General features: G+C 55.0%; 14 protein-coding genes and 1 tRNA gene. All 15 read right to left on the bottom strand.

The genetic code is table 11. From position 1 onward, the window contains the following. Positions 1–8: 8 nt before the first annotated feature. A tRNA-Gly gene (locus tag Pr1d_RS22580) sits at positions 9–79 on the bottom strand. A 117-nt stretch (positions 80–196) separates the two neighbouring features. Beyond that, on the bottom strand, positions 197–448 hold the full coding sequence (locus tag Pr1d_RS22575) for a helix-turn-helix domain-containing protein (protein ID WP_148075651.1): 252 nt from the start codon (positions 446–448) through the stop codon (positions 197–199). A gap of 988 nt (positions 449–1436) precedes the next feature. Beyond that, positions 1437–1787, bottom strand: coding sequence for a hypothetical protein (locus tag Pr1d_RS22570; protein ID WP_148075650.1), 351 nt, complete (start codon positions 1785–1787; stop codon positions 1437–1439). A gap of 393 nt (positions 1788–2180) precedes the next feature. Continuing rightward, positions 2181–6062: a PVC-type heme-binding CxxCH protein gene (locus tag Pr1d_RS22565; protein WP_148075649.1), complete on the bottom strand. Its 3882-nt coding sequence runs from the start codon at positions 6060–6062 to the stop codon at positions 2181–2183. Positions 6063–6380: 318 nt separating this feature from the next. Next, positions 6381–7520: a Gfo/Idh/MocA family protein gene (locus tag Pr1d_RS22560; RefSeq protein WP_238476567.1), complete on the bottom strand. Its 1140-nt coding sequence runs from the start codon at positions 7518–7520 to the stop codon at positions 6381–6383. 234 nt (positions 7521–7754) lie between these two features. Continuing rightward, a complete protein-coding gene (locus Pr1d_RS22555) occupies positions 7755–8588 on the bottom strand; it encodes a TIM barrel protein (protein ID WP_210417806.1) in 834 nt (277 codons plus the stop codon). Between the two features lie 91 nt (positions 8589–8679). Continuing rightward, the gene (locus Pr1d_RS22550) at positions 8680–9519 is read right to left on the bottom strand and encodes a phytanoyl-CoA dioxygenase family protein (RefSeq protein WP_148075647.1); all 840 of its coding nucleotides are present in this window, start codon (positions 9517–9519) and stop codon (positions 8680–8682) included. A 114-nt stretch (positions 9520–9633) separates the two neighbouring features. After that, entirely contained in the window at positions 9634–11124 is a 1491-nt protein-coding gene (locus tag Pr1d_RS22545; protein WP_148075646.1) for a glycoside hydrolase family protein, read from the bottom strand. A 99-nt stretch (positions 11125–11223) separates the two neighbouring features. Beyond that, the gene (locus tag Pr1d_RS22540) at positions 11224–13482 is read right to left on the bottom strand and encodes a formylglycine-generating enzyme family protein (protein ID WP_148075645.1); all 2259 of its coding nucleotides are present in this window, start codon (positions 13480–13482) and stop codon (positions 11224–11226) included. Between the two features lie 88 nt (positions 13483–13570). Next, the gene (locus Pr1d_RS22535) at positions 13571–15289 is read right to left on the bottom strand and encodes a GH32 C-terminal domain-containing protein (RefSeq protein ID WP_148075644.1); all 1719 of its coding nucleotides are present in this window, start codon (positions 15287–15289) and stop codon (positions 13571–13573) included. A 61-nt stretch (positions 15290–15350) separates the two neighbouring features. Then, a complete protein-coding gene (locus Pr1d_RS22530) occupies positions 15351–16373 on the bottom strand; it encodes a glycoside hydrolase family 43 protein (protein ID WP_148075643.1) in 1023 nt (340 codons plus the stop codon). A gap of 64 nt (positions 16374–16437) precedes the next feature. Beyond that, positions 16438–18114 (bottom strand): alpha-N-arabinofuranosidase, encoded by a 1677-nt coding sequence (locus tag Pr1d_RS22525; RefSeq protein WP_148075642.1) that lies wholly within the window; start codon positions 18112–18114, stop codon positions 16438–16440. Positions 18115–18380: 266 nt separating this feature from the next. Then, the gene (locus tag Pr1d_RS22520) at positions 18381–18848 is read right to left on the bottom strand and encodes a hypothetical protein (RefSeq protein WP_148075641.1); all 468 of its coding nucleotides are present in this window, start codon (positions 18846–18848) and stop codon (positions 18381–18383) included. 35 nt (positions 18849–18883) lie between these two features. After that, entirely contained in the window at positions 18884–19867 is a 984-nt protein-coding gene (locus Pr1d_RS22515) for a DUF1559 domain-containing protein (protein ID WP_148075640.1), read from the bottom strand. Positions 19868–20157: 290 nt separating this feature from the next. Then, the gene (locus Pr1d_RS22510) at positions 20158–24156 is read right to left on the bottom strand and encodes a LamG-like jellyroll fold domain-containing protein (RefSeq protein WP_148075639.1); all 3999 of its coding nucleotides are present in this window, start codon (positions 24154–24156) and stop codon (positions 20158–20160) included. Between the last annotated feature and the right edge of the window lie 160 nt (positions 24157–24316).

Here is a 24316-nt window from a genome sequence, read left to right as displayed (position 1 = left end):
TCTTAGAGAGCGGGTGAAGGGAATCGAACCCTCGTATCTTGGTTGGGAACCAAACGCTCTGCCATTGAGCTACACCCGCTTGGGTAGGCTCTATTTTATCACTGTCCTGCATATTCGCAACGGACGCATTAGTTCACTCTTCGAAAAGAGCCGGGCCGAGCGGCCTGGTTGGGCCGCCCGACTCGGCGAGGCCGACTTAGGTGAACTCGGCGAGGTCCGGATGAACCAAGAAGGTTCCAGGAGTTTGAACGCGACTATGTAGTCGCGATTTCTCCCACGCCTCAACGTCGGATACTCGGGCGTAGCGGATACGACCACGCTGCTCATAGGGGAGTTCTCCCGAGAGCATGGCATTGACTACGACCTGACGACGCATGCGTTGTTGTTTCCGAATGTCCTCTACCGTAAGCCAGCGAACCGGTTGCTTTTGGCACCCGGCGGCGGCCATGAGCCCTCCACAACAAAGAGTGCCTTCAACGCTAAAGCATCCGACGCCGAACGCGACCACCAGGCCCGGATGCAAGCCTACTGTTAATCATCTTATGTGGTACTGTCTTACTAGGTCAAATCCTGGCAGCGCTTATTGGCACGGCGTAGGATTGGCGTTGGCATCCAGGGATCTCAAGCCGAGCCAACACTTTCTAGTTCCGAACTTGCTTACTGACCTATGAATGGCAAGATTTGCCTACTGGAGCGGCTCCAACTAATTGGTAGCTGCAGAGGTGGTGCAACCTCAGCAAGTTAACGGTACGTCGGAACTTTCATCGGACTGGTACTCTGTGCAGTTTAGCCAGTCGCGTTTCGACGCTCAGGAGGGCGTCACCCGTGCGGATTCGCGATTTACAAAAACTACTGAGGTGAAAATCACCTCGTGCAATTCGTGCAGCTCTGGACCGCCGAAGTCTATCCGACCGCCCTCAATTCGAAGAATCACTGGTCAAACGAAGTCTGGTACCCCTCATTCAATTGGCGAGTGGCTTTCGTGTAGTCGGTGATACAACCTCTGCCAGGGGGAAACTTGCGGAACACGCAGCGGTTTCTTGCTTGGACTGCTTGAGCGAGGTAACTCGAATGCATTCGATAGGTGCATGACGATCGTTGGCAATTCCAGCTCCGTCAAAAATCGGGAGGTGCTTTCGCGCTCGACTCCGGAAGCAGGAGCATGTCATCGAATTGATGGCGAATGTACCCCCTCTGTTGGCAGCACATCGTCTCTTGGGCATCGCTGAGAGGAAATTCTACGGTTCACTTTCCAGCGTAGGAGAAACCAACCTCCGCTAGATTGGGCGCAAACGATCTGCAGTGGGAGCTCTCGACATAAGGAGGGACGCCATTACAGCAGCAAACCTACCGAACCACTGTGATTTCAGAGACTTGCGAAGGTAGGATCGGAAACAGCTGTTCTGTCCGTACTGCCGAAGGACCTTCCATTTTGGTTAGACAACAATATCAAAAATGTCGAGCGTGTTGTTGTAGTGGTCCGACCAGATATCGAGGTCATCCCCGTCGACGTCGCCATCGTCGTCCGCGTCGGCGGAATAGGTGCCACCGATAGAGCCGTTTTGCTGTTGCCAAATAAAGTAGTATCCGCCATCGACGTCGCCGTCGTAGGGACTCGAAATCCCATCGTCACTAAAATCACCTAGCAGATCGAATATCGCATCGACCACACCTGGCGTCCAGGCAACACTTGTCGCGCCCGTCACTCCGCGAATGATGAGGCTCTCTTTGCTGTCGAGATCACCGTATAGCACATCTTGACGAGTTTGTCGGCTGGGTCGTAGCACGCGCCCCCACTAAAGGGGGCAGCATACATTCCTGCTGTGTCTTCCTCCGGTGTGATCACCGGTTCCTTGTGGTACTCGGGCTGGTGAAACTTGCGACTTAGGGTGGACTCCTCGACGAGGAAATCATCGACAAAGAGCTGACATCCCACATCGATTGAGATGATCGCAGGCACCTCATCGAGATAGGGAACCGGTATCGGGTCCCACGTTATCTCAGGGTACTTCGGCGGCCATTCGTCTGGCAGCTCGATGCCATTTTAAAGCGTTTCACCCCGACGCGCGGCGCCCGTGAAGCCCCACAGGACGGTGGCGATTGAAATCAGCACTTCCACTTCATCATGAAACTTCGTTTCGGTTTCATTTACAGCAAGATGCACAAGGAGTTCGCTGAAATCAACGATTAGCCGCGTCCTGCATTGGCAGCTGCTTAAGATTTCGCAGGTACGCGAACAAGTTGATGACTTCAGCGTCAGTCAGGTTATTAAGCAGCCCTTCGGGCATCATGGAAAGTTTGGTGATTTCACGATCTAAAATCTGTGACTTGGCAATGGTAATTGGCTCTGCGACGCTGGCAGTACGCATCTGGAGTTGTTGATCATTTTCGCCAATGACAACTCCAGCATAAACTTTCCCGCTGTCGGTAAGGACCATCGTCATCAAATAGTCTTTCCCGATAATGGCACTCGGTGTGAGGATATTGCCGAGCAAGTATGCGAGGTCCGTGCGGTTCGCGCCTGTGAGATCTGGTCCAACCAGGCCGCCTTCTCCATGCATTTGATGGCACGCCGAACACGTTTTCGTGTACAGTTTACGCCCTTTGGCCAGGTCACCCTGGGCGATGGCTTCCTCTGTTAGCAGCGTACGTAATCTTACGAAGGACGCTTCCGTCTCCGACGACAACCCCTCCACGGGCCCCCAAATGTCGAGAAAGCGATTACCGACAACGCGCTGCAACAGCCGCGCAACATAGGCAGGGACATCGCGCCGGGGAACGTCGCCGCGCCCGATGGCTCTCGTAAGGGCCCAGCCAGAACCTGGACGTGATGCCAGGGCGTGAACCACTTCCAGTTTTTCCTTGTTAGAAAAGTCGGCATAGCGCTCAAGGAGCGTTTTAGCGAGTGATTCATCGTCGAAGGAGGACATCGCGCGAATGGCCTCGGTTCGAAGGAAATCATCATCCAGCAACGCGACCAGTTCCGACCTCAGTTCGGGATGTTCGAGTCCGGCTAAACCCCGAATCGCTGCCTGCCGATCTTCGAGGCTATTCTCGCCATCCTGCAGCGTTTCCAGCAGCGCTTGTGCCACATTCAGATCGCCAAACCTGAGAGACAGTTGCATGGCGATAGGCGTGGAATCATCATCGCGGACGCTCAGCTCGCCGAATACTGCCCTCCAGTTCTCGGGTGGTTGGAGGTCGAATCGCCCCTCGAGACCGTCGCGCATGCCCAGCAGCAGTAGCTGCCGAGTCTTGGAATTGCGGCCAATTTCTTCTACGAGTTCCGTGAGCTGGTTTCCCACCGCGAGTCGACGGCCAATAAATTGGGTAAGCATCGGGATGCGCGACTGGTCGGCCAGCTTGAGTGCTTGTTTCGGATTGTCAGTGACAAGCGGCTCCATGCCGAACCAGATTATCTTCGGTATGTTGTGATCCTCGGCATCTTCCCCATGCAAAACAAGATTCATTGCGACCGGCCAACGATATTCGGGAAGCATGCGTTGCAAGGCAGACGCCAGGTAAAGCCGCACGACAGGGGACGCATCCTCCTTCGCCATTGCCGCGAACTGAGTGCGCGCCGCGTCTGTCGGCGTCTTGTCTTCACACAACAATTGAATGGCCCACGCGCGAATGTATTCATCTCTGTCATGCAGGGCTTCCAACAGGCCGGCTTCATCGATACCGCCCGAGACGTGAAGCACCCATAGTGCGCGAAGGCGATGATCGCCGTTCGTGTTCGTCTCGAATATTTCACGCAGCGCTGCCTGCGACTCTTCTCGGACCTGTCCCTGCGCGGCGCGATGCTGAAGCACGACTCGCGCACGGCGGGCGTGCCATTCGCTTTTGCTGAGCTGAAGGTCGACGAGTTCGGCGTTGCTCAGCGACCGAATGTCATCGTAACGACCTTCCCAATCTTGCGCGTTGGATTCCTTGGGGAGAATACGATAGACACGCCCCGTCTCTTTGTTCCGAACGGGACCGCTGCAAATCTCCGCATCATGCCAATCGAGCATGTAGACAGCCCCTTCTGGCCCAATTTCAGTGCTGAAACCAACAAATTGAGCGTTATTGGCCTTGAGGAAATCGTCTCCATGCCTACCCACAAAACCGGAGCCACGCGGCTCAAGGATATCAGTCAACACGGCATGGTCATGAATGTTCCCCATGAATAGTCGGCCCTGGTACGCTTCCGGAAAGGCGTCGGATAGGTAGACGCGGGCTCCGCCGTGGGCGGAGCGGTGTCGGTGGTCGCTGATGGTGCGAATTGAACTGTAGACGTTCTGATTGAAATGACTTCCCGATTGGCGATGGTAAATACCGCCAGGGACGAGGTGCCACAAGTGAGGAATCACACACGCGGTAGCAAAGAGCTGTCCCTTTGCGTTATAGTCGATGCCCCAGGGATTGCTTAGGCCGTGCGCTACAATTTCGAAGCGGTCCTTGATAGGGTGATAGCGCCAAACACCCGCATTGATTTCTGTCGGCTCGTCTGCATATTCAATAACATCCGGGTAGGGCGCGTTCTGACGGAAGATGCGGCTTTCTCCTGCCGGTTTTCCCACGCGCGAATGAGTGAAAACGCCCTGTAGTCCATAGAGCCATCCGTCGGGTCCCCAATTGAAACTGTTGAAGATTTCGTGGAGGTCATCGCGGCCCCAGCCCGTTAGGCGGACTTCAATATCCTCGACATCTGCCCGGTCGTCCCGATCCCGATCAGGAACGAACAGCAAATTCGGTACCGCACCGAGCCATAGTCCGTCGAAACCAACCGCCATCGCCGAGGGGAACACAACACCATCAAGAAAGACTTTCTTGCTATCCGCGACACCGTCGCGGTCGGTATCTTCCAGGATCAGAATCTGGCTTTCTCCTGACAATTCAATGCCGTTTTCGATTCCGTTGTATTCACGGTTCTGGGCGATCCACAGACGGCCGCGGTCATCCCAACAGAACGCCATGGGTTGCGTGATCATCGGCTCGGATGCGAACACATTGACTGCGAATCCGTCGGGTACAGTCATCGCGGCGACGGCTTTCTCAGGTGTCAGAAACTTCGCGCGGTAGGCCTCCTCGACCGTTTCTAGGTCTGCAACGTTTTGCTGGCCAAAGAGATCCAGATCGGTTTGGTCCCATTGAGAGTAGGATAGGACTCCGCGTTCACGCGTATAAGAAGACCACGCCGAAGCGACTCGCACGTTGTCAAATTCTCCTGTGTAAGCGAGCAACCGATGCTGAAGCTGCGCGGTTTCACCTTTGGGGATCTTCCAATCGCCAAGCCGTGCCCGCACAGGGCCTACGCCCATCGCACCATCGACGCGCCAGGGTTGCGGAAAGCCTACATTTTTCGGGTGATCAAATATCGCCAAGTGCGCGAGATCCTCGCGTCCCTCCACTTGCATGCCGATATCCAGCCAGGGGGCGCGCTGGCCCTCAGCCCCATCTTCGTTGACTTGTCCATGACTGTTGACGGCTTGCCCGTTCATGTCGTCCCGCCAGGGCATACGCAGAAACAGACCGCCATAGTCGAACTCGCCGATGGTGATGTCCCGCATCGCCGTGCCGCTCCACTGCAAATCGAGGACGTAGGTGCGGCCGGGATCGTTCATGGTCCACGTTAGCGTCTCGCGCATCACGACCTCGCCTGCTTCGTCAAGCAAGTCATAAATGGTTTGCCACTGAACACGGGGATCCTTTTTCGTTGCCTCGGGTTTTAAAATCGTCGCGGAAACACGACGCCAGTAATCGCCGTTGTAATGATGAAAAAAATCACGCCCGTTGACACTCGTAAAGCCCCAATACAGACCGGTCTGGTGCGGGTGGTTCCCAGGGTCGTACTCGGTCAGAAGGCCCCGGCGATCCGGCGCTACGATCGGGTGGATGTAGGGACGAAAGTCGGGCCGCACGTTTTGGGTCAAGATTGGTTCATTAAAACCGACTTGGAAGACCGATATCGTGTCGCGATCGGTATCGTGCCGAACATACAACTGTTCCGCCAGGGCGGATGGCGCGACGAGAAAGACGAAAAATGTGAATACACAAATAAGGATAGTCCGCTGCATAATGTGCCCTCGGATTTGTGTTGTAATGTGGTAAATCAATACGGGAGATATCACCCAAAGTTGTTGATTGGAGGTTGCAAAAGTCAGCGTACTTTAAGTGAATTGTTTTACTTTTAAACCATCAACTCAAGGAGTACGCTACCAAGCACGTAGTTAGCATGAGAACGGTTGAGTTTCGATCCAACGAGTCGTAAGCACCAATAAACCAACTACAAACAGCGATGTGATGCTGTAGGGAACTAGCTTGCCTATCTTTCGAAGAGTATTCATGCACGGCCACGAAGAGAAGGATTCGAAAAACATCAACTTGGGCGACGATTATACCAGTGTGAATTGAGGCAGCTGCACGATCTCACCACCTTTTTGCGCAGACTCGTGGGCACAGATGCCTACGCATGTCCAGTTAGCGCTGGTCGTTGCATTGGGCCATGGATCGCGATCTTCGTGCAGGGCACTTAGGAATTCGTGCACCAGATGAGGATGGGAGCCGCCATGACCTCCCCCCTGAATAAACGAGAGATGACCGGCGTCTTCAATGGATTGGGTGAACTTGCGAATCGACTCGGGCAGCAAATGGGCATAGTCGGGAATCGTTATCCGCTCAGCGATCTCCGGCTCGGGCTTTTTAGCCGTGTGCAGAACATGCTCTTCACCTTCCACCAGGGTCCATTCGAAACTCTTTTTCGTTCCATAGACGTCAAAGCTCTCACGATACTGACGTGCCGTATCGTAAAGGGTTCGCCACAGGTGAGCTGCCACGTTACTCTCGGCGATTTTGAGATGACACGATTCGACAGCAAACGAGCAGCCAGATTTTTCGCGGATGTCGTCTCGAACTTCACCCGAACCTAGACATGAAACGTATTCAGCGCGTCCGTTGAGCAATCCCAGGACTGGGCTGACAACGTGGGTGGCGTAGTGCATCGGCACCATTCGCTCCCAATAGTCGGGCCAGCCGTCCATGTCCTGAGGGTGCGACGCCTGCATGTATTGAATCTTTCCCAGCTCGCCCTGTTCGTACATCTCTTTTAGGAACAGGAACTCGCGGCTGTAGACTACCGTTTCGGCCATCATGTACTTCAGGCCAGTTTCAGCGACCAGTTCGCAGATCCGTTGGCAGTCTTCGACGCTGGTCGCCATAGGGACCGTGCACATGACGTGCTTCCCTGCCTTGAGCGCTTCGATTGACATCCAGGCATGGTCCCCAATCGGACTATTGATATGCACGAAATCAATTTCTGGATCAGAAAGCACTTCTTCGTATTTTGTATACCGGCGATTGATTCCAAAGGCGTCGCCAATTCTGTTCAACTCGGCTTCGTTGCGCCGACAGATTGCTGCTAAGCTTGCGTTAGGATGGCTCTGATAAATCGGCAAGAATTCGGCCCCAAATCCTAGGCCAACCATTGCCACTTGAAATTGTTTTCCGCTTGATCGCTCAGATAAGCTAGGAGTCATTGCTTCGAACTCTTCTAGTGAATGAACTTCATGTTTCTTACCCGGGGATTCCCCAGATAGTTCAGCCGGGAACCGCTCCCGGCACAATGCGACGTCTATTGTAACCGCTGCGCCCACTCTCGGTGTCTAGCGCGTGACGATTTTTTTGGATTTTTACTTTCCTGTCAGGCGAAACGAAATTCAATACCCGCGCATGGGTTCGCATCCACACTTCGGCGCGCAACTTCACTGAAGCTACACGTCGCACAAGGTCACTGCTTCCTGGAGACCCTCAAGCGGCTTACCAGTGGGAATGAATTCTTGTGCTACGTAACCTTGATAGTTCAATTCAAGAAGCTTGTGCATGACCGCTGGGTAGTTGATCTCCTGACTGTTGTTGAGTTCCCCGCGACCGGGAACTCCTGCGACATGAACGTGTCCTAAAATGTCTTGGTTCTCGTCTAAACGGCGCAAGATATCACCATGCATGATCTGCACATGAAAGACGTCGAATAGCATTTTCATGCGAGGCGATCCCACGCGACGAATGATTGACGCCACGTAGTCCAGGTCATCGCCTTGGTATCCTGGATGCCCTTTCATCGGGTGGCTGTCATCGCGCGTGTTGAGCTGTTCCATGCAGATATTGATGCCGCGCTGCTCAGCATAAGGGACAATTGCTTTTAGCCCAGCAACACAATTATCAGCACCTTCTTCCCGCGAAATCTCTCCGCTAGTGGGATCTTCTGCATCACGCCATTTGTAACCAGTGAAGGCGAGGATGTTGGGAAACCCAGCCTCGTGGCAGGCTTCGATCGTAAGCTTCGATCGCGCAATCAACTCACTGTGATACCGTGGATTGTTGTAGCCTTTTACAAATGGATCACCGGGCATTCCAATCAATGTCATCGCACAGATTAAGCCGTGACGCTTGACGACGGGCCATTCCTGTTGATCAACAAGTTCGACCGCTGGGCAGCACAGTTCTTTAGCGACTTGGCATGTCTTTTCAATGCTCCAGGATTCGCTGGAAGCGTTAAAGCACCAGTGGGCAACCGATTGTTTGATGCGGCCATTAACGACTGTCACAGATTCGATCTCCGCTGCACACATTGAAATAGATAATGCACCTCAGCAACGCCCTTGCTTCCGAATGCATAACGAATTTACTCCGGTAAGCCTAATCCAGCGGCAAGTCCGCCTCGAAGGCTTCCACCGCTGGGAAAATCGTAGTTCCACGAATCAGACGTCCCAGGCGCGGCTTTCGATCATTATAGACTTCGACGGCATCGGCATCGGCATAGCGCAAGAACAAGACACGCCGATCGCGGTCCTTCGACCTATTACCTTCCGAGCGGTGCATCATGTGACAGTGAAAGACGAGACAGTCGCCGGCCTTCATGGGAACAGGAATCGCGTTTTTTTCATTGGCCTTCATTTCGACCGGGCGGAGAGCGGCTCGATCTACTTTGGACCGCGCAAATGCTAACTGGCCCTGTTTGTGGCTGCCAGGAATAATCCACAAGCAGCCGTTGTCGAGGTCCGTGTCGTCCAGCGCCGTCAGGCACGTGAGTGCGTTGTACGGATCCAACTCGCCATAAGCGTTGTCTTGGTGCCAAGGAAAAGGCATCGTGTTTCCGCGCATCTTGAACGTCAATTGCGACGTTGCGCCTTTGATATTTGGCCCAATGAGGTGTTCCGCGATGTCGACTAAGGGCCCGCTGAAATAATACTTGCGCACCGCATCGGAACAATGATGAATGTCCGGGCGCAGGGCGTTCTCTAGCCATGTCTTGTCAGGATTGGCGGGGCCTTTCTCAGCGGTCCAGACGCTCATGACTTCATCGAGCATCTGCCGGACGCCGCGCTCGGTCAAGAGCCGGCCCAAGTTCAAATAGCCTTGATCGGCATAGAAATCTTTTTCTTGGTCCGTAAGTTCCCGGTAGACAAACAAATCGGATTTCGCTTCCACATTATGTCCCGTCATCGGCGCCGTGCGCCCCCATTGTCGCCGCTTCATCTAGAGCCCAATTGCCCCTTTTTCTCTCCTAACAGCCCATTGAATAAATCAACGGGCTGCTAACCTGCAGAGGTGTTAGCATTGCCCAACATTACAGGTCTTATCTATTCCGTATTAGTTCCCGAAGTTGAACGAGTAGATGGTCGCGTGTTGAAACTCGAATTCGATCTTAATTTTCTCCTGCTCCGAGGCGTTGAATCCGTTTTGCCAGCTTATTTCTTCGTCTGACAATAAGCCGTGGAGCGGCTCGCTTTCGGCTATTTGTTCGTTATTCTCGTCGAATACTCTAAGTTTGACATATCCCACTTCGGCAATGTCTGCGGAAACTTGCAAGGGGCCCGTTCCGGGGCTTATTGCAGTTGTCCTAAGCGTCGCGGACTTAATCGTTTCCGTTTGTTTGTACCCTGCGAAACCGTCGGGCCGCAAAGTCGCGAGACAGAAGTAGCCATTGCGCCAAATGTTGTGATGGCCGTCACTACCGCCGTAATACAAGCGAATCTCATCTTCCAGAAATACAGGACCGGCCGCGGCATAAACACAGCCCCAGTCATAGTCGCCTTCTTTGCCGTCGTTGCCAATGAACGGCGTGCCGGGTAATACGCGATTCCACTTTATCGTATCAGGACTCCAGGTCAATTCAGTCCAGACAAGATCATCCTCCTGGTCGTGGATCGCAACCAGTCCAAGATAGATACCGCCATGATAGAAAACAGGCATGGAATATGTCTGATAACGCGGATCTATACCTTCAAGTACGATCTCACATTTTTCCCAGTTGATGAAATCTTCACTGGTTGTGCGTGCAACCTGTCGGCCAAACGGCTCGCCCCACTCGCGTGTTATGCCCACATATTTGCCTAAGGTTGGCGCCCAGAAGGCATTGTTATGTGTATCCCCGGCACTATCGGCTTCGGGACAGGCGATGGCCTCGTCCCAGTGGATGCCGTCGGGGGAAAATGCAACGGAAAGTATCTCATACTTGATAAGGGCCTTGTAGCGGCGATTGGGATCGGGTTCGCGGAGGTCCTTGAAAATCCCTGAACCGTGGGGTCCTGCCCAGGTTCCCGCATCGCCTTTTTCTGACCCTGTCCTTGGTGTGCCACGCCACAGGATGTTATTGGCTTTGCTCCCTTCGAATTCGACAACGCCCAATTCCGGTTTTACCCAGTTGATACCATCTTTGGATGTAGCATAGCAGATAGCCATTTCCCTAGTTGACGCTGCGTACTCACGTTCTTTTCGTTCCGAAATCGTCATGCCCTTCGATGAGATGTCCTTGATGAAGGGGCTGTACCAGCATTTGTAAATCCCCTCCTCCTCGTCAAACATCACATTCGCGTACAGGTTGTCAAAACGCACTTCCCACGGTTTGTCTTCCTCGAACAACGGATTCGAACTGCTCTTCTTAGCTCTACCGAGGGTCAACTCTGCATTCTCAGTATGGCCAATAATGCGCGAGTCGAGCAGAAGATAGCGATTTCGCTCGATCCCTGATAGCTCCGGCTCGTCCGCCACGGCTACGCAGTGGCCCATATTGAGTAGAACAACGAGCGAAGCGACCCATCCCCATAGAGGAACACCGTTGCTTTTCCAGCTGGCAATCATTATTCTTTCTTCCTTTTCCATGCGTTTTTTATTGCTTCATCAATTGGATCCGACAATTCCCATAAATGAGTTCGTTTTTAGCTGATTCTGCACGACGCCTCAGTCCTTCAAATCTACAACACATCGGAATCCGATCGTTGAGCAGCGGTCCAAGCCAGGCCATACCAACAGCATCTTCGTCGCTCGGTTACAGGGCTGCGGCCCGCCGGCTACATACCAGCTTGAATTTTCGGCATTAAAATAGGAGCCTCCTCGAATGAGGCAATAACGTGTTCGCCCATCGTCCGTCTGTCCGCTCTCCGTCCATTCCCAGGTATTGCCGCACATATCGTAGCAGCCAAAAGGCGAGCGTCCTTTAGGAAACGCGCGTACACTTGTGGTGGCGTCACCCGGGTTGACTCGGTCCGATTCCATCGTGTCGCCCCACGGATACTTCAGGCCCTTCGGCCCCTCGGCCGCATATTGCCATTCCGCATCCGTAGGCAGGCGCTTTCCCGCCCACTGGGCATACGCTCGAGCATCGGTTAAATCGACGTACACCACGGGATGATCCTCTTTACCTGCCGGGGGCTTACCGTCGACCCAATGCTTCAGGAAGTTGACCTGATGACGCGGTTTGTAGCCCGATGCGTTCAAGAACTCCTCGTACTCCGCGTTCGTAACTGGAGTCAGATCAATCGCGTACTCAGAGAGTTCCACGTTCACCTCCTCCAACAGTGTGTCGTGGAAACCTTGCGGGAACGCGCCTTCATTGAAAGTTCTTTTGAGTTGAGACCCAGTCGCGGGGATTACAGTCATGTTCCCAGGCTTGTTGTCCACATCGTATTTCTGTGTTCGCGAAACAGGATTGAGGAACTGCTTCTTTCCTTCGGGGAACGTCGGATCCCAGTTTCTCCTCCCGAAAATCTTCGCCTGCCCCTCCAGGAACTCGTTGAGATCCCTTGTGACCGCATCCTCAGGTAGCGCCAGGAATCCGCCGAGCCCCCTCGCGTCAATCTCCCCGTCAATAGAGGCAACGCCTTTTTCGATTTTCACGTTGGCTTCCTCGCCCCTCATCAGATCGAAGTACCGGGTATTCCCATCATGGGGTACGGCCAGCAGGTTCCCGCTGTAAGCTGCCTCCGCCCGGTTGACAAGCGTCCATAGTCTTAAACCATCGCCTTCCCACAGGCTGGCAAACACGTCCTTTCCCCTGTGCTCCACCAGTGGGGTCCACCCCTCTCCGGCAAACAGGTTTACATAACGTCGCTGGATCGGGACCATCGACCGCAGCATGGAACGTGCCCGCTCATCCCATCCGTTCCAGCATCCGAACCGGTTCTCCCATATCAAGGTTCCCGTACCGTTCATCCACGAGGCCTGAAGTTCGCCCGTACGCTCGAGAATCCATCGGTTCGTGGGGCGCACCACGTGCCTGCGTTCCAACCACTTGCTCTTGATCACACTCGGCGCGCGACTGTCCTCGAACAACCAGGTTCTCCACGGTTTCATTTGCCCCCAGGACATCTGGTGCTCTGCAACATACTCGATCGGTACGGGCAGTTCAGTGTCAATTGCCAGACCGGGTCGAATCTTGTCCAGTTCAAGGCGTAACGGCGCGCATTCGTACCACGTGTCAAGATAGATGCCGTCCGCATTGATGGCTTCCGTTGTCGATAGCAAAACTTCCGCATCCGTTTTGTCTTCCTGGCGGGTTCCGCTGTCCCACGGCAGGAACGGCATGAACACCTCAATACCATGCTTGTGGAAGACCTCGGTTATGGCGCGTACACCTTCCAGGCCGCCCGGCATGTCCCGGTAGACATCGGTTTGATTCCGCTTGCTAATTCCGAGGATCGGATAGGGAAGCCATAACACGACGCTGTCGAATCCGCCGAATTCCTTCTTCCCGTGCTCGATGAACTCTTCAACCTTGTATCGTCCTTCATCAGGGTCCAATAGCGCCGTGTCCCACAGCATAAGTAAACCTGACACATAGTTGGACGGGATCCAGGCGAAAGCCTCATCGCTGTAGTACGAGTCGTCATAGTCCAGGGCCTTCCGCTTGTCTAAGCGCCACTGATGCAGCCAATCACGCCAGAGCGGCCATTGCTGCGGATCATCAGGAGCCTGAAACGTGTCGTCGAACGTAAGCTCATCGGTGGTATACTTCCCATCCGGGATGTTCATGCCTCGCTTCTCGGCGAGCTTCTCCTCATGTGCCCCGCGATGAAATCCGTGCTGCTGCTTCTCCTGCTTCACGCGCTCGTTGATCCACTTGGAGAATCTCTCTTGCAGTTCGGCGTTTTCATCCGCCCCCACATTAGCAGCGGAGAACATCAAGATCAGAATTATCACACAACAGGAAATATATTGCATTCGTTCAACCTCCTTCAGGACTTCCAACTTAGGTCAAGATGATGATTCACTTTGAGATGGACTGTCTTGGTCATGAGACCTGGCTTGTTTATGGCCAGATGGACTTCACCTCGTGAACCGTCAATTTCTCGATGCGGGCGGCCCCGCCTTTGGCGTAGACCTTCAGCGACTTGTTATGGAGGTCGCGGACGGCTTGCATCGGCATGTAGATACGACCTCCGTTGGCAAAGATCTCCACTGAAGGCCGGTCGACGAGAATGCGGAGGCTAATTTTGCCGTCGACTGGCTTGAGTTCTGCCTTTGTTTCACCCTGACTGAACTCGTCTCCCTCATTGCCTGTACCACCGATAAGGAGATTCTCTTCAACGATATAGGTCACGGGAAAACCATTGATTTCGAATCCAATCTCGTCCGCGTCGCCTAAATCAATCTCAGCATCTATGTCAAAGAGATTGCCCTTCACCTCTTCCAGCGGATTCTCGCCAGGTTCAAACTCTTCATTCTTCCACTGGTGCCGCTTGCCATGGATCTTCTCAATTTCCTCGACGGGATAGGCAAACATCCGCAGTCCATCTTCAGTTGTGCGTAGCGACAACGAAACCGGGAAGGTCATCATCTGGTTGAACGGCATGTTCGGCAGGTTGACCCGCGCCCAGGCTATCTGAATGGCACGGCCGTCCTCGTCGGGAATGTCGTTGAACATCTGGGAGGCGTAGAACATGTTGCCATAGTTGAAACGGACCGCTTCCGTTTCTTTTGTGTATTCTGTGCCATTGAAATCTCCAATAAAATATTCACCATGTGCAGCATAGTGAACCCACTTCGTATTGCTCTTGTCACCGTCTACGGCCAATTCAACCAGTTCAGGGCACTCATGGTTGGACTGCATCATGCTGCGAAGCTCCCACCGCTTCAGGTTCGGTGATGTGAAGAAGCCGACGTCGGGAGCGCGCAGGTACATTACGATGACCCATTCCCCGAGTTCTTCGTGCCATTGGACCTTTGGATCGCGATTGGCCCTGCGCAGGCGTTCCTGAACAGGGTTGCCTGCATACTTGGTCCAGGTCCGTCCCCGGTCATTGCTGTAGGCAAGGCCCTGGGTAAACGGCTTACCCTCAGACCAGGGGCTGTTATTGCCGGCGATCGTGTAGATGAGAATCATGGGGGGCTCGTCGCCAGTCTGGAATCCTGTGGTGTTGTTCCAGTCAACCACGCCTGACCCGGAGAACATGGTGCCACCCGCATCCGCATGCAGCTTGTCGCCCTGTTCGACCCAATGGACAAGGTCGGTGCTGATGGCGTGTCCCCACGTCATGTTTCCCCATTCCCAGCCAAACGGATTGTGCTGGTAGAACATGTGATACTCGCCCTCGTAGTACATCAGCCCGTTTGGATCGTTAGTCCAGCCTCGCTTTGAGGAGAAATGAAACTGGGGACGAAGTTCTTCCTTATAGAGGTTTTGTTCACCGGGAAAGGTGTCGTCACAGTAGATTGCCTCGAAGCCCTTCGAGTGACTCTCGGGCAGTGTCCAGGCCCATAGAAATCCCGTTTTCCCAATGAACTCCTGTACTTCCAGGTAGATCCAATAGTCAGGCTCGCCCGAAGCCAGACTTACTGTGAATTCGCGCACTTTCTCGTCATCCACCTGAAGGCTGATAAGAACCTTGTCCGCGCCATGTTTGACGGGAATATTCAGGTACTTCTCCGTAATCTCGATTCCCCGGTCAGCGGCAAACGCGCCGACCGCGCCGACCGCGCAGAGACATATGGCAACTGTGGTGACAAGAACTGTCTTGGGTTTGAACATGGAATTCCTCCGATATCTTATGTCGAATTCAGAACACGCATCCTGTGTTCATCTTCACCATCTAGTTTTGGGAACTGCTATCGTTTTGGCCGGGGTCAGCCGGCGTTCGGGTGTTGGGATATTCCTTGAGGAGCGTGTCCAGTTCCTTCTGGGTTATCGGAATCATGCTGCAGTGCTTCGCTCCCAACGGTGTTGTCACAGGGATTTTGGTGTACTTGACAAAATCCGTTGTCTCCCAGGCTTCTAAAGGCGCTGCGAAGGGGTCTCCGTAGATATACCATTTGTCCTGCCCGATCAGCTTAATCACTTCAGGGCCCTCGGTTCCGCCCTTATGTGAATCGGGGAAGACGACCTTGCCTGGCCCGTCCTTTCCGAAGGTCACCTCACCTGGTTTAAGGCTTTTCGAAACAGACAGCCTGTTTCCCATGAAATCCTCAGCAGCGCCCGGTTTGTGGAAGCCATAATAGGTTCCATCATGTTCAACAATGGTCAAATCGATGTCATGCATTCCAATGTTGTAAAAGATGTCTGACCTTTCGGGCGTAATGTCAGTCCAATCCTTTGTCGTTACATAGTGCATGGTATGGAGATCTTCGTAGTTAGATGCCCAGTAGACGTAGAAGAGATCCTCAGATTCTACATAGAAGAACTCTGGAGCCCATGCTTTATTGCCTGACGGGTGGACTACATCTATCTCGCCGCCTTTCCAATTGATGAGGTCCGTAGATTCCCAATGGAATATTGTCGGGTATTCCATCCCTTTTGTGTGAACCATATGGAACTTGCCTTTGACCCTCTTTACAAAGGGATCACGCAGGTAGGCCTTAGCGTCAAATACGGGCTTGCCATTGTTCAGGGCTTTCCAGTTACGCGCGTCTTTACTGTAGGCATAACGCAATCCGTAAGCCCTGTCCGGCGACGGATCGTCAATGTAATCCGTGAAATAGGCCATTAGATACGCACTGTATTCCGTGGATTGCTGCGTTGCTTCGCCGTTGGCCAACCCGGCAACCAGCACAAGAGCCGACGCGATGGCCATCCTGATTAGAAGATGAAAGTTCTGATGTCTGAAGGTAATCAACACTCTTCCTCCCTTTATGCAACCATTGTTATAAGGCTAACGATGCGCGTGTGTACGCCCACCACCGTCAGTCCAGCTCCAAGGCGACAATCGACTTAGACGGCATCCTGATCACTAGCTTCTCACCTTCCCGATCGAAAGCGTCAAAAGCCTCCGGCTTGAGGGCATGCGGCTTGTCGAAGGTGTTGTGCGTGTTCATCTCCGGCGCGGTCAGGATAGTGCCCGATACGTTCTTGATGTCCGCGCCCTGTATCTCACAGTTCACCGTTGCGCCATTGTTCGGATCTACGTTGGTTATAGCTATATGGATCTTGCCCGACGCATCACGGGAAGCAGTGGCTGTGAGGACGGGTATTTTGTTCAAAGGGCCAAAGTGGTCAACATAAGGTCTGTCACGTGAATCGTCCGACATTTCTTTAGTCAATGCCGCTTCATGTGAATAAGTTCCACATTCGATTTGCATTGGAAGGTATGTGGCGTCCTGATGCACCTTGTACATATCAAAGACATGGTATGTGGGCGTCAATATCATCTTCTCACTCTTGGTCAGGATTATTGATTGAATCACGTTAACGGTTTGAGCAATGTTGGCCATGTGAATGCGGTCGGCATAGCGATGAAATATATTGAAATGAATAGCAGCCACCATTGCGTCGCGTAATGTGCTCTGCTGATAGCAATCAAATGGATTCACGCCAGGCATGACCTCCTCATGCCATGCGCCCCATTCATCAAAGATGATTGCAACATTTTTGTCGGGATCATATTCGTCCATGATTTCAACACTTCTCTTTATGAACTCCTCTTGACGAAAGGACCTTCGCAGCAGGAAGAACCAGTCGTCTTCTCCAAAATTGATTGATGATTGGGAGCGTTCCCCTGACCACACATAGTTATGAAGTGCGATTCCATTCATGTATCCAGTGGCCTTGTCCATGAGAACATCCAGCCAATTGAAATCCGTACCGATTGGACCACATGCAACTTTGTAGAGCTCATTGCCTGAGTATGAGTTCATATAGGTCTGAAAACGACGGTAGAGATAGGCGTAGTATTCAGGAGGCATGCTTCCGCCGCATCCCTCGTTTTCATTGCCGACAGCCCAGTACTTAACCTTCCAGGGTTTGTCACGTCCGTTCTTTCGCCTTAAATCTGCCATGGTGCTGGAGCCGCCGAAGGTCATGTATTCCACCCATTTGGACAACTCTTCCACCGTTCCACTTCCAACGTTTCCACAAATGTATGGTTCACATCCGACCTGCTCACAGAAATCCATAAATTCATGTGTGCCGAAATGATTATTCTCGGGTCTCTTACCAGACTGTGTATTGAGAATAACGGGGCGGTCTTCTCTAGGGCCTATACCATCCATCCAGTGGTACTCATCAGCGAAACACCCGCCTGGCCAGCGCATGACAGGGACTTCTATTTGCCTGAGGGCCTCGACAATGTCATTGCGAATGCCCCGTGTATTTGGGATAGGACTATCTTCCCCGACCCAAATGCCGTCGTAGATACAGCGGCCCAGATGTTCCGCGAAGTGCCCATAAATGTAGCGGCTGATCGTCTGCTCTCCGCGGTCCGCGTGAATGATAAGTCTGGCTTCGGCAGCTTGACCAGCGGCGGTAGCTCCGAATAGGCCGCCACACAAAAGGAGGCCCACAAGATAAGCCGAGATTAAGGTTCTATGTTGAGTTGTTCCCACTTTGGCCTTCGGTGAACAACCCGCGTGCTTGCTACCCATCTTCTTTTTCTCCGAAGCTAACTCTTCTTCATTAATCCAGCACCTTCATTCCTAATGGAATTAAAGCGACCGTGATAGAACCAGCCCAAAACCGGTGATTGCGCGCCATTTGCACAGTCCAATCGATTTCGAAATACTGCGTTCTTCAGGGTTTCCGCAGCCTTGGTCGTCGTCCGCTCTGCTTGCTCTCATAGCGCCCTCCGTGCGTCGTCCGTCAACCGCTTCCCAACTCGATCTGGAATGACGCTCGTAAAACTAGTCCACGGTCATTCGTTCCGGACGGGCCGTTCGATGATTCGTCGTGGCCGCGCCACGACAATCTGGAATTCGTTCTCGCCTTCGTCGACGTTCAACTCCAGGCCCGATGTTTCGTAGGCTTCGAACCGCTCGTCGATCACCGGCCGCGGGATGATCCCCCGTTTCAGGTAGTCGTCTGCGTCCCGCTGGGCGCGCACGAGTACGCGATGTTTGCCGACCACCGCCCCGTCGCCCCTTTCAAACGTGAACAGTTCGTAAGTACCGTCTTCATTGATCTTTCCACGTGAGTTGACTCCCATGCCCTCCGACCGAGTATCCACGGAATCGCAGAGAACCACTCCGCCGGTGGTCAACGGCTGGCCGTCCTCAAACACGACTTTGCCGGAGACCGGATAAGTCGGCAAGTCGCCGCCGCCGCAACCGCACACGACAGTCGCTGCCGCGGCGACGAGTACTAGAGCGTAGTGTTTGGACATTCTATTGCTGCTGGACAGGGGCATCTCTCTATCCGCTAAAAGGCTGCTTCGGGGAGCACCTGACCATCGGCGCGGTCCGCCAGATAGCCAAGCACCGTCGTGTTGATGGTCGACGATATTGCCTGAACGCTGCCATCACACATGACGAATTGGCAGATGCCCGGGTGCGGACCGCCAAAGGGCATATGGATCGGGTCATCCAAGACGGTGTCGTCCAAGTCAGAGCTGGATAGCCAGTAATTCTCCCCGCCCACGCGGACAGTCGGGCTGTGCAAGTCGCTGTTCCAAAACGTGCCGTCGCCCTTCGCGGCATCTCCTTGGAAATCGGGATGGACGAATTTCTCCCCAATCAGCAGCGTCTGCGTGAGTCCGTCGGTCACGTGTTTGAAGCCCAGCAAGTGCTGCCAGTTCTTGAACACGTTGCCGCCGTCGCTAAACTGCCCGCTTTGAAAGTCGGGTCGATAGCCCACCCCGGAACCAAGCCCGTCATCGACATCAAACCACGGATAGCGTTCGCCGCTGCCGCCGTTGATCGCGTAATCGTTCAGCGCGCCGCCCTCCCGTTGCCGGCAACCGTATCGGAGCGACAGGGTATGGCTTAGTGTGACCTCGCGAGGGCGCGAAGGACAATAGTAGCCGGGGATCTGTAACTGTACGGCCTCGGGCGGTTGGCAGTAGTAGGACACGGTCAGATCGAGCGAATCGACCAAGGTCGACAATTCCATATACGGCATGATCAACACTGGCCAGCAGACGCCGCCTTGACCATTGATGTGACCGGGCGGGATCCCCTCTTTGGCGCCGTGATAATTGTGTACCGCCAGCCCCATTTGTTTGAGATGGTTGCTACACTGGATCCGCCGAGCCGACTCCCGCGCCGCCTGCACCGCCGGCAGCAATAGCGCGACCAGGACACCGATGATTGCGATTACGACCAAGAGCTCGACGAGAGTAAAACCAACGCGGCGACCGTGGTCGGTCCGGGCCGTTTGACTCCAGGCCGTTTGACGTTTTCGCACGATGTAGCCCTCCTATGCCAACTAAACAGAATCAAAGGAAAAGTTATTCCGCATGCGGATGACTCAGTCGCTAAAACAATCAGTCGCCAAGACAATCAGTCACCAAGACAAAAAAAGTTTGCTCCCAGCTGCCCCGGCTGGGGAGCAAACCCAACAGCGGATCTGCTGTCGTGATTCGTTCTGTCACAACACGTCGCAATGGGAGGGCGGAGGCCAGGAGCCGCCCGGCGGCGGACCCTGGCCCCGTGATTACCCTCTGTAACCACCCTCGCTAGAAATGTCGCCTGAATCTACATGAGCTTGCGTCGACGGCGAGCAACCATTCCGACCACGGCGACCGCCGCCATGGCCCAGCTTGCCGGCTCGGGGACGGCCGTGCTGGCCGCGAGGGCTGCCGCAGTGAGACCAGTTACATAGACGCGTCCTGAAAAGTCCGACAAAATCTCGTAGTGAACCGTCCCGCCGGTGAAATCGGTGGAGTTCACCGCGACGTTCATCACATCTCCAGTCATGTTCGCGCCCATTGCCGTTATGTTTTCGCCGTTGATCACTAAATCGATCAAATTATTCCAGGTGAACAGATCGTACTCCGCGCCGGCGGTGACCAGACCGCTAACATCGTTGAGCGCCTCGAGTTCTAGATTCCACACGTCTTCGGCTCCCTCGCCCAACATGATTTGAGCGAATACCGGGCCGGCAAGCACCCCATCGACGTTAACCGAATCGTGTTGCAGTCCGCCGTCGTTGATGAACTCCATTTCGAAAGTCGACTCGGTAAGCATTAGAAGTCGACTGGTTTCAAAATCGCCTCCGTTTCCCGGCTCTTCCAACACGAACTCGAGCGTGCCGACGGCATCGAAGTCGGGGCCCGGTCGCAGGGTACTGCCGGGGGCGATAAGCGCTAACCCGCTCAAAGTCAGGCTGCCGACGGAGATCTTTCCGTTTCCGCCCAAGCTGGCGCCCCCGGCTTCGACGAACAGGCCGCCGGCGACATCAAAATTCTGGGTGTTAACGAACAAGTTGGCCGCATCAAAAACACCAGCGTCGGTCCCGATAGAGACGTTGCTGGTGGCGCTTATCTGCGACGTCATGGGCACAAAGGGTCCGAACCCCCCAAACGTCCCCCAGAAGCCAGAGGTGGTCATGTCGCCGCTGAAGACCACTCGCGAGTTTTTGCCAAAATGTAACAACTCATTGAACCCGTCGACGAAATCGCCCGTGATGAGGATTTCGTCGGATTCGGAGAGCGGGTTGCCAAAGGTCCTGATGAAGCGGTCGGCAGGTTCGGCTGCACCGTTGAAGCCGGTGGCGGAGTTGGTGAACGTCGTCGTCCCATCGGAGTGGTTGGAACCCAGTTGCAACTCCGCCCCGTTGAACCCGGTGTCGGCGTCCTCCCAGGCCAACGTCGCGCCCCCTTCCAGCGTCACGGTCAGATCTCCGCCGCGTGCGCCGAAGCCGCCCGGACCGGCCCACGACGCCTCGCCGCCGGCAGATCCGATGTTGAGGTTGGCCGTGCCGGAACCAACCAAGACGGCGGGACGATCGCCCTCGTTGCCGCCGAACTCAAGATTGGTCCCTGCCGGCAGGCTGACGTCGACCGACCCGTCTTTGATACGCAGCTTCGACATGCTGTTTGAGCCCGACAGGACCAGCAGCCCATTTTGGAAGGCCCCTTCGCCGTTTTCGGCAGTGACCGTCAGTACGTCGGCTCCGCCGGCGGTGGAGGAGATGTCCCCGGAGATCTCCACAAAGTCCTGATCGCTGTTGGGATTGTCGGCGATTTGGACGACGCGTTCGGCGTTCTCCAGATTCAGATCGTTGGTCAATTCTACCTTGCCGTCGGCGGTCGGCGATCCCAGTTGCAACGCATGGCCGTTGAAGCCCGCAGTGGCGCTGCTAAAGCTCAGCGCGGCGCCACCCTTGAGCGTGACGGTCAGTCCGCCCGCGCCCCCTCCTTTGGAGGCGAAGCCGCCCGAGCCGGCCCAGGTCACTTCGCCGGCCCCCGTGCCGATGTTGCGCTCAAACGTCGCGTCGGCGCTTTCCAGCACAGCAAGGTCGCCCGGAGTTACGCCTTCGAATTGCAGAAGGCTGGCGGCGGGCAAGCCTCCGCCTCCGCCTCCGCCGCCGTAGTTCGCTTGCCAATCACCGAGATTGCCAACGCTTGGATTTCTCTGCCAGAGCAAAAAATCGGCGCCGTCGACATCGCTATCGACGTCGAAGTCGCCGGCAATCGGACCGCCGCCCCCACCGCCGGTGCGGAACGTGCCACGCCGAATGATCGTCGTCCCCGTATAGCTTGAATCGCTTAGGGCCACCGAGCCGTTGACCTGTCCCTCGACGATCACATCGGAGTTGCCGCTGATGGCGAAGCCAACTGACATCTCGGACACGTCCTCTGTGGGCGCGAATAGATACGCCTCGCCCGGCGCGACATTCCCTATGCCGGTAATGCCGCTCGTGTCTCCCGAGAATTGGACGACCTTAGCAGTGACGGCGCCGGTCACATTGACCTGGGCGCCGGAGGCGAAGGCGAGCCGCCCGTCGCCGGCGACGTCGCCGGCCAGGTTGAGCGTATAGCCGTCGGCCGTTTCGAGCGTTGCCACGACATCGGTGGCCAAGGAAACTCCGTTGGTCCCGCCAAGGGTCACCGTCTCGTTAGCCAGCGCCCCGGTGCCGATCTGCGCGGCGCGGATGGCGCCGTCGGAATTGACCGCAACGGCGACGTCGAACGCCGCCGCGCCGGCCTGGCTACTGCTGAGCACGAGATTGCCACCGTCCATATTCACGGCGGCCGATCCCAGCGCGTTGTTGGTCGCGTCGCTGACTCCCGCCAGGGCGCCACCCTCAACGTTGATCGACGAGCCGGCGGCGAAACTGTTGGCGCCGCCCGATTGATCCAAGATCAACGTGCCGCCCGATTGTTTCACGAGCGCATCGCCGTTGCCGACGGTCATTTGGCCGACCGAGAGCTCTCCGCTGTTTTGGATCGTCGCGTCGCTGCTGGTCGCAGCTGCGGCGATCGTTCCGTCACCGACGGCGAGCACGCCGTCGGCGAACGTGACGGTTCCTTGGGCGTCGATGGTCGACGCAGTGAGTGTGCCTGCCACGGTGATCGAGCTGGTCGCTGCGGTCGTCACGTCCTGGAGGACGAGCAAGCTGTTGCCGCTCGCCACGTTGAGGCCCGCCCCCGCGTCGATCTGCAGCGACCATGCGCCTTGATCGCCGGTGTCTACGGAAACCGTGCCCATGAGCACCTGAACGGGGTCGGAGAATTCCTCCCCACTCACTGGAATATCAGCCGTATCCATAGGAAGGGCTGGCGGGTCTTGGCTTTGCCAGCCGCCCGAAACGCCCCAACTGCCGGTAAGCCCCCGATTGCCCCACAGGAAGAGCAATTCCGAAGACGCTGCCACATCCCCGTCGCCGCCGTTGTAGATCTCCGCGACTTCCGCAGGGGTGAGGGCGACGTTGTAGAGGCGGAATTCGTCGATGATCGCATTGATGTCACTGTTCGGGGGAGCGGCCCCATTTTCGCCACCGATACCAAAAGGACCAGGGATGCTCAGGCTGCCACTACCGTCAAATTCTCTGGCAACTTCGGCACCGTTGTGAAATATGGCGATCGTTGGGTCTTCTCCTACTGGCCTGTCACGCACAATCGTTATTAGGTTCCAGCCATTAAAATCAAACGCCCCGCCATAGTCGGTGCCGACCCCGCCTTCGCCGGTTGGGGTCCGGATGCCGACGCCCGTAATGAAATTAGGTCCTTCGAAAAAGACCTCAGATTCATAAAATAGTTGATCATCGCTTGGGTCTCGTGCAGCAAAGAACTTTACGAACTGTTCGTTGTCCTGGGAAACCTGGGTCCAAAACGAGATCGAGAAGGGACCATCAGCAAAATCGAGGGATGCATTGGTGTCAAGGTCAGCTGTCTGGGTGATCAAAGCGTCACCCCCGCCGGTGAAATCGACCCCGTTGAACCCCCCGTCGAAGTGCGTCGCAAAACCCCCGGGGTTGAAACCCGGGACGCGCTGCGGATCGTTCGTGCTCAGGGTGTGATCAGCATCGATAAGTTGCGTGAGGGTGTTTTCCAAGTTGCCCGTCGCGTCTGGGACGGAAATCACCTCGACGCCCGTGACGCCACCGAGCGTGGCGTCCTCGCCCAGCTTCCAGCGCGCGGCGAGGGCGTCGTCGCGCGTGACGGCATAGGTTGGAATACTGCAGACGGCTAAGAGAACGAAAGTGGATGCAAGAGCCAAGGCCGTTGCTAGGTAGTTACGGTAAGTCATCGGGATTCCCTCTGCTTGAGTAATGGTGCTTCAACAAGGGCGAGCGTCGCGATTCACTTCTCCGCACACGCGGCGGTCAATTATGAGTCGTTTGGATTCAACGCGCTCTTAGAAAAGTCAGTGTGATCGTGATCGAAAAGTCAGTGTGATCGAGGTATTT

Source organism: Bythopirellula goksoeyrii, assembly GCF_008065115.1.
GTDB lineage: Bacteria > Planctomycetota > Planctomycetia > Pirellulales > Lacipirellulaceae > Bythopirellula > Bythopirellula goksoeyrii.
This window is presented reverse-complemented; position numbering and strand designations above follow the sequence as displayed.